10 protein-coding genes and 1 pseudogene are annotated in these 6,920 nt (G+C 67.9%); 8 read left to right on the plus strand and 3 right to left on the minus strand.

Annotated elements, in window-relative coordinates; translation table 11 throughout:
- Positions 1-134 precede the first annotated feature (134 nt).
- The 5 genes from tnpA to ACFVWD_RS56680 all read left to right on the plus strand — a co-directional run bounded on the left by tnpA (position 135) and on the right by ACFVWD_RS56680 (position 2,171).
- Positions 135-533 (plus strand): IS200/IS605 family transposase, encoded by a 399-nt coding sequence (gene tnpA / locus ACFVWD_RS56660; RefSeq protein WP_389606901.1) that lies wholly within the window; start codon positions 135-137, stop codon positions 531-533.
- Between the two features lie 189 nt (positions 534-722).
- A complete protein-coding gene (locus tag ACFVWD_RS56665; protein WP_389606887.1) occupies positions 723-920 on the plus strand; it encodes a hypothetical protein in 198 nt (65 codons plus the stop codon).
- Positions 921-930: 10 nt separating this feature from the next.
- Positions 931-1,410: a winged helix-turn-helix domain-containing protein gene (locus ACFVWD_RS56670; RefSeq protein ID WP_389606889.1), complete on the plus strand. Its 480-nt coding sequence runs from the start codon at positions 931-933 to the stop codon at positions 1,408-1,410.
- A 327-nt stretch (positions 1,411-1,737) separates the two neighbouring features.
- Positions 1,738-2,034 carry a transposase gene (locus tag ACFVWD_RS56675; RefSeq protein ID WP_389606903.1) on the plus strand — a complete coding sequence of 99 codons (297 nt, stop codon included), beginning with the start codon at positions 1,738-1,740 and terminating at the stop codon, positions 2,032-2,034.
- Positions 2,031-2,171, plus strand: a complete 141-nt coding sequence (locus ACFVWD_RS56680) for a transposase (protein ID WP_389606891.1) — start codon at positions 2,031-2,033, stop codon at positions 2,169-2,171. Before ACFVWD_RS56675 ends, ACFVWD_RS56680 begins: the two co-directional genes overlap by 4 nt.
- 170 nt (positions 2,172-2,341) lie before the next feature.
- On the opposite strand, the gene ACFVWD_RS56685 is transcribed toward ACFVWD_RS56680, so the two are convergent.
- Positions 2,342-2,851, minus strand: coding sequence for a hypothetical protein (locus tag ACFVWD_RS56685; protein WP_389606893.1), 510 nt, complete (start codon positions 2,849-2,851; stop codon positions 2,342-2,344).
- Positions 2,852-3,254: 403 nt separating this feature from the next.
- Here ACFVWD_RS56685 and ACFVWD_RS56690 point away from each other — a divergent pair.
- Positions 3,255-4,447 (plus strand): annotated as a pseudogene (locus tag ACFVWD_RS56690) (IS110 family transposase).
- A gap of 59 nt (positions 4,448-4,506) precedes the next feature.
- On the opposite strand, the gene ACFVWD_RS56695 reads toward ACFVWD_RS56690, so the two are convergent.
- Positions 4,507-4,818 carry a serine hydrolase gene (locus ACFVWD_RS56695; protein WP_389606895.1) on the minus strand — a complete coding sequence of 104 codons (312 nt, stop codon included), beginning with the start codon at positions 4,816-4,818 and terminating at the stop codon, positions 4,507-4,509.
- 48 nt (positions 4,819-4,866) lie between these two features.
- The gene (locus ACFVWD_RS56700) at positions 4,867-5,178 is read right to left on the minus strand and encodes a hypothetical protein (RefSeq protein ID WP_389606897.1); all 312 of its coding nucleotides are present in this window, start codon (positions 5,176-5,178) and stop codon (positions 4,867-4,869) included.
- Between the two features lie 144 nt (positions 5,179-5,322).
- Between ACFVWD_RS56700 and ACFVWD_RS56705 the strand changes: the two genes are divergently transcribed.
- Together ACFVWD_RS56705 and sigJ are read left to right on the plus strand one after the other, a co-directional pair.
- A complete protein-coding gene (locus ACFVWD_RS56705) occupies positions 5,323-5,901 on the plus strand; it encodes a carboxymuconolactone decarboxylase family protein (RefSeq protein ID WP_389606898.1) in 579 nt (192 codons plus the stop codon).
- Positions 5,898-6,749, plus strand: coding sequence for an RNA polymerase sigma factor SigJ (gene sigJ, locus ACFVWD_RS56710; RefSeq protein WP_389606900.1), 852 nt, complete (start codon positions 5,898-5,900; stop codon positions 6,747-6,749). Before ACFVWD_RS56705 ends, sigJ begins: the two co-directional genes overlap by 4 nt.
- Positions 6,750-6,920: the final 171 nt, after the last annotated feature.

The following is a 6,920-nucleotide window of genomic DNA, read 5'->3' on the forward strand; positions in this document are numbered from 1 at the left end:
TGCCGGACGGTGGGCCGCATGAGGAACTTGTACGCACGGATCACCCCAACGCCCGCCCCCTCCGGTCGAGTTCACCCAATCCTATTCCATTTGCACATTTGGCGTAGTCATCACGCTGGGAACCAGAACCCGATATCCGTCGAGGAAACCACGTCATCCACAACCTTCACGCCCACTTGGTGTTCGTCACCAAGTACCGGCGGGAAGTCTTCAATAGCGAGATGCTGACGCGCTGCGAGACGATCATGCGGGACGTATGCGAGAGCTTCGGCGCACAGCTGCGGGAGTTCAACGGCGAAGGTGACCACGTCCACCTGCTCGTGCACTACCCGTCGAAAATCGCCCTGTCCAAACTCGTCAACAGCCTCAAGGGGGTCAGCTCCCGCTACCTGCGCGCGGAGTACACCGGCCGGATCAACCGGAGCGGGACAGGCTCGGTGTTCTGGTCCCCGTCCTACTTCGCGGGGTCCTGCGGCGGCGCACCACTGAGCATCGTCAAGGACTACATCGACAACCAGAAGCGCCCAGCCTGACCGTCACCCCGCAGACGCAGTGATCTCCGGCGCTTCGCGCCCCCGGGCCGAGGATCGCATTCCCGCCCGGCCTGAAGGCCGGGATTCCCTGCGAAGAAAAAAGGGATGGACCTTCGACGAGTTCACCGCTCTCACCCGCACCACGGTCGTCGCCGACCTGCACTGCGCGACCGGCCCCACCAGTTAGCGGTGTCGAACGTGGGTGTCGCCACCGTTGTCGTCGCTGCCACCGTGGTGATCGTCGCGGTGGTCGTCGGTGGCGCCGTCCCGGTCGTCGCGGCGGCGATCGTCGCCCGCCGTCTCCTACTCCGCCCTCATGATCCGGCCGTTGCTCTGGTCGACGTACACCTTGTGCCGGCTGCCGCTCCAAGAGCGGGTTCGACGTGAGGGACTCCGGTTGACGGCCGCTGATCTGGTCGAGGCCGGGGCCAGTGACCTGGAGGTGGCCCGGCAATTCAGGGTGACCCGGATGTCGGCGAACCGCTGGCGTCGGGCGCTGACTGAGGGTGGTCGGCAGGCCCTGGTCTCCAAGGGGCCCGGCGGTGCCCGCTGCAGGCTCGATGCGAGTCAACTGCGTTTACCGCAGTCGGTGTTGGATGTCGGCCCGGCCGCCGCGGGTTGGGGCGACCAGTGCTGGACTCTGGTGAGGATCGTCGAGGTTGTGCGCCGCCGGTTCGGCGTGGAGTACACCCTGGCCGGGCTGGACCTGCTGTTGCACCGCATCGGCTGGAGCGTTCAGGTCCCTTCCCGCAAGGCCACCGAGCGCGACGAGGCGAAGATCGCCGCCTGGAAGGACGAGCAGCGGCCCGTCATAAAAAGACGGCGGCGGACCTGGGCGCCTGGCTCTCCTTCGAGGACGAAGCAGGCCAGGGCCTGAGGCCGCCGAAGGGTCGAACCTGGGGCCGACGAGGCCACACGCCCGTCGTGCGGGTCACCGCCGCGGGCACTGAACGCGTCCCCATGGCGGCACTGATCTGCACCAAGTCCGGCCACCGGCGCGGCTGATCAACCGCATCCACCTCGACCGCGGCCCCGCCAAGGGCCGGCGCAAGGGTTTCACCGAGACCGACCACGCCCGCCTGTTCGACGCCGCACACCAGCAGCTCGGCACCCCCGTCGTCCTGGTCTGGGACTGTGAGAATGGCGGGGTCTCGTTCGGACCACGGCCTGGCTCGGTGCGGGACTGACCTTGCTGTCCAGAGAGTTGATCTGCCGACCGTGGTCCGAACGGGCGTGCCGACCCGGCGAGCATTCATCCGGCAAGAGCCGGCACCGCCGCCTCAACCGCGGCGGCAACCGACAAGCGAACGCGGCGCTCTACCGCATCGTGCTCACTCGCCTCCGACGCGAGGAACGAACCCAGCACTACCTCGAACGACGCAGCGCTGAGGGCAAGACCAAACGCGAGATCATCCGGTGTCTCAAGCGCTACGTGGCACGAGAGATCTACCAATACATTCGAGCCGTCTCACTGCCACAACCGGCACCTGGCACCGGTTGACAGCACATAGGGGCATCAATCTGAACACGCACGTCAGCCGCGCCATGCGGGAGCTGGTCGACGCCCGATTATGGCTGACCGTCTACCAGCTGCCGCCGTACGCGCCCGAGTTCAATCCGGTCGAGGGCGTGTGGTAGCACCTGAAACGGTCGCTGGCCAACCTCACCGAACACAGCCTCGACCAGCTCACCGCGTTGGTGAAGACGCGGCTGAAGCGGATGCAGTATCGCCCCCGCCTCATCGAGGGACTTATCGCCAAAACCGGGCTCGACCTCCAACCTCCACAACCCCGGCCGTTAAAGGTCTCCTACAAAGAGGAAGCCACCAGGTCGCGGTCCACCGTGATGGTGTCGCGATCCAGCGCGGGCAACCCCAGGTGGTCACAGATCAGCTGGGTCAGCTGCTCCTCGTAGGTCTCGTTCTGATGGTCCAGTCCGGCCGCCGTGATGAGGGGGGCCATCTTGTTGGGCCAGTATTCTCCGACGTGGTCGGGATTTTCGTAGTCGATGCAGGACGATACCTGGCCATCCTGGAAGTGGTACGCCTTGGGCCCGTGGGCCTTGGCAACGCACGGGTTGGGAACGAACACCATCAGCTCAGCGCCCTGGGGGCACAGCTCGCGGTAGTCGATCTCGTCGTAGTCGTCGCGGTTGAACATGTGGTGCACGATCACGCCCCAGTCGCCGGCTGCCGTGTCGTTTCCGTAGGCGAACGGCGGCCGGTGCCGCGCGGACAGACCTTCGGCCATGGCAGCCAGACTGGTCCCCTTGAAGTAGACCAGGACGGTTTCGTCTTCCCGGTACCGCTCTTCTTCCACCCACGCTATGACGCCGCAGTCGATCCACCTTGTCATGCTCAGCAACATATCCGGCGCCACTGACATACCAACGCCCAGAGCCGCCACTCGACGCCAAGGCCAACCGCCTCACCCGCGCCGTCGGGGCAGAACGCTCCGGTCGCCGACTCACGCGCCCACTCGCTGAAGCGCTCCTTACCTTGTTGGCGGGTTGATTCCGGTCCTTCGTACGATCGGGAGACCCAGGGGCCTGGGTGTGGCTGAAAGCGCTCATGCCGTACGTGTGGCTTTGACTGATAGGCCGCCCAGTGCCCCGCGACGACACGGCCACTCATTGGGATGCGCGAACAGAGATCGCTTCGTAAGGACACGCCGGCGTGGTCGTCTGCAGGGACCAGTCAACCGATCGGCGAGGGAGGCTCGGGTGCCCGAGCTCTGGGCGGGGACGGATGCCGGCAAGGCCGCGCACCACTGCACGGTGATCGACACGGACGGAACGAAGATCCTCTCGCGCCGAGTACCGAACAACGAGGCTGAGCTGCTGGGGCTCATAGGCGACGTCCTTGCACCGGCCGAGGACGACCCGGTGACCTGGGCAGTCGATCTGAACGCGGGCGGAGCCGCCCTGCTGATCGCTTTGCTCACCAGTCACGGTCAACGACTTCTCTACATCCCTGGCCGCACCGTTCACCATGCCTCCCACAGCTACCGAGGGGACGGCAAGACCGATGCCAAGGACGCCTACGTCATCGCCGACCAGGCACGGATGCGCCGGGACCTGCAGCCCCTGCAGGACTGGGACGAGATCGCGGTGGACCTGAAGATCCTCACTGCTCGCGCTATGACCTGGCGGCCGACCGCACGCGGGCCATCAACCGCCTGCGGGCTCAGCTGCTGGAGTACTTCCCCGCTCTGGAGCGGGCGTTCGACTACGCCGCGTCCAAAGGCGCCCTCACTCTGCTGACCGGCTACCAGACGCCAGCAGCTCTGCGCCGGATCGGCGCGAGCCGGCTGACGAGTTGGTTGAAGAACCGCAAGGTTCGCGGCGCCCAGGCCCTGGCGGACGCTGCAGCGGCCGCAGCGCAGGCCCAGCACACCGCTGTCGCCGGGGAGGCCACGGCCGCAGCTGTGGTCTGCACCCTGGCCAGGGCCGTGCTGGCGCTGGACGAGGAGATCAACGGCATCGACCTGCAGATCGCGGCCCGCTTCCGTGAGCATCGCGACGCGGAAGTGATCGTCAGCATGCCCGGAATGGGTCCGTTGCTGGGGGCGGAGTTCATTGCCTGCACCGGAGGGGACATGGACGCCTTCGGCAGCAAGGGACGGCTTGCCGCAGTCGCCGGTCTCGCGCCGGTCCCACGGGACTCAGGCCGGATCAGCGGAAACATGCGCCGACCACATCGCTACCACCGCCGGCTCCTGCGCGTCTTCTACCTCTCGGCCCAGATCGCCGCGCGCTTCTGCCCTACGTCGCAGACGTTCTACGACCGCAAGAGGAACGAGGGCAAGAGCCACAAGCAGGCGATCCTTGCACTCGCTCGCCGTCGGCTCGACGTCCTATGGGCTCTCATCCGGGATCAACGGCACTGGACCCCCGAGCCGCCCCAGCCGGCTTGACAAGGACGATTGGGAATCAGTCACAGTGCGCCGGCCGTAACCCGCACCGTTAAAGATCTCTAGTTGATGTTGGAGTATGCCCAGCGGGTGCGGCCGGCCTCCGGCACGAACAGTGGCTTGTGGACCACGGCCGTCACCACCGGGTCGGCAGTGGAGGTGTCGTTGTATCGGTTCTCGTCGAAGTGTTCGCGGAGCATCCGCTGGATGTCCGGGTCGTCGACGTAGCCGAACATCCCGCTGGTCTGGCGGAGCAGGTCGCGCACCGTGATCCGGGAGCCGTAGTTGCCGTTGCCCGAGACCACGCCCGGCAGCCAGTGCTCGACGGTGTCGTCCAGCGAGAGCTGCCTCTCGGCGGCGAGTTGCAGCACCACGGTGGCGACGAATGCCCTGGTGGCGGAGGCCGTCCGGAAGTGCGAGCCCTACGGCACGGGGGCGTGGGAGCCGGCCGACACGGTGCCGAGGCGAGCCTGTAGGCGCCCTCCGGGCTGGCCGTCGACCCTGGCCGGCACAGTCACGTCCCCGCCACCAGCCTTGCGCACGGCGGCCAGGTCGCGGCGGAGCTCGGCCCGGGTGTATTCACCGCGTGCGGCGCGGTGCCCGGAGGCCGCGGAGGCCGCCTCCGCCAGCAGTACGGCGGCGACCGGCGCGGCTGCCGCAAGGACGGCGGCTGACGCCTTCTTCTTGTCGGTCCTGGCTGTTGTGCGCTCCGTGCCGGCCTCGAGAGAACGCATGGACCCCGAAGCCGGCCCCACCTGCGGTCCCGAGGTCCAGTACACCCGCCCCGTCCCCGGTCCCACCGCCCGTTGTCACATACGCGAGGCCGGCGGTGTCTTCATGTCGAACCGGCAAACAGGCACACGTACAAGGAGAACACCATGACGCTGCGCGTCCCGAAGGCCGAGCTCCCCGTGGAGCTCCGCGAAATCATGCTCAAGCAGCTCGGTGCCGTGCCCGAGCCTGTCGAGGTGCTGTGGAACAACCCCGAACTCGCTGAAGCCAACCAGGAGTTCTCGGCCAAGGTGGCCACGTGGAACGCGGCCGACGCGAGCCTCAAGACGTTCGCGCACATGGCCGTCGCGGCACAGGTCGGCTGCGGCTGGTGCCTCGACATCAACTACTTCCACGCACTGAACCAGAACCTGGACCTGGCCAAGGCGAGCCAGGTGCCGCGCTGGCGGCAGTCGGAGGTGTTCACGCCGCTGGAGCGGGACGTGCTGGAGTACGCCGAGGCCATGACGAACACACCGACGACCGTCACCGACGAGTTGTCCGCACGGCTGCTCGACCGGCTCGGCCCGGCGGCGATGGTCGAACTCACCGTGTTCATCGGCTTCGCCAACCTGGCCACCAGGTGCAACACGGCACACGGGATCACGTCGCAGGGCTACTCCGATGCCTGCGAGATTCCGCTGGCCGCGCGTCCGCAGAACTTCGGCGTAGCGTCGACGGCATGACCAAGGACCCGTTCGTCGCCCATCGCAGCCTGCTGTTCACGGTCGCCTACGAAATGCTCGGCTCGTCGGCCGACGCCGAGGACGTGTTACAGGAGTCCTGGCTCCGGTGGGCCGACGTCGACCGCGCGCAGGTCCGTGACCCGCGGGCCTACCTCGTGCGAACCGTCACACGGCAGGCCCTCAACCGTCTGCGTACCTTGTCGCGCAGCCGCGAGGAGTACGTCGGCGAGTGGCTGCCGGAGCCGCTGCTGACCAGCCCCGACGTCGCCGACGACGTCGAGCTCGCGGAGAACGTCTCGATCGCGATGCTGACCGTGCTCGAAACGCTCGGGCCGACGGAGCGCGCGGTGTTCGTGCTCCGCGAGGTCTTCGAGATGCCGTACGGCGAGATCGCCGAGGCCGTCGGCAAGTCCGCGGCCGCGGTGCGCCAGATCGCGCGGCGGGCACGCGAGCACGTGGCGGCCCGGCGGCCGCGGGTGCCGGTGAGCCGGTCGGAGCAGCAGGCCGTGGTGGAGCGGTTCCTGGCCGCGCTGCGCACCGGCCAGTTACAGGAACTGCTGGACATCATGGCACCGGACGTGGTTCTGATCGCCGACGGCGGCGGGATTGCGTCCGCCGCTCCGGCTCCGGTCCACGGGGCCGCACTCGTGGCGAAAATGCTCGCTCGCCCGGACCGGGTGGTGTCGGCCGTGTGGCTCAACGGCGCGCCCGCGGGCCGGATCGAGATCGACGGGCGAGTGGCCGCGGTGAGCCTCGTGGTGGAAGACGGGAAAGTCATCCGGATTCACGCGATCGCAAATCCGCGGAAGCTGACACGGCTCGATGAACCGGCCGAACTCACCAGGTAGACCCGGCCTCTGCCGCTGTGGCGTGGGGTGGGTTTGGGGGGGGGGTCTACACCCCCCCCCCCACCACCCCCCACACCAACACCACCACCCCCCCCCCCGCCCCCCCCCCCCCCCCCCCACCCCCCCCCCCCCCCCCCGCCCGCCCCCCCCCCCCCCCCCCCCCCGGCCGGG

Source organism: Streptomyces sp. NPDC058086 (assembly GCF_042885015.1).
GTDB lineage: Bacteria > Actinomycetota > Actinomycetes > Streptomycetales > Streptomycetaceae > Streptomyces.

Coding starts and splice junctions, on each gene's coding strand:
- ACFVWD_RS56700 (WP_389606897.1), bottom strand. CDS start 5,178: ATGCGTTCTCTCGAGGCCGGCACGGAGCGCACAACAGCCAGGACCGAC.
- ACFVWD_RS56705 (WP_389606898.1), top strand. CDS start 5,323: ATGACGCTGCGCGTCCCGAAGGCCGAGCTCCCCGTGGAGCTCCGCGAA.
- sigJ (WP_389606900.1), top strand. CDS start 5,898: ATGACCAAGGACCCGTTCGTCGCCCATCGCAGCCTGCTGTTCACGGTC.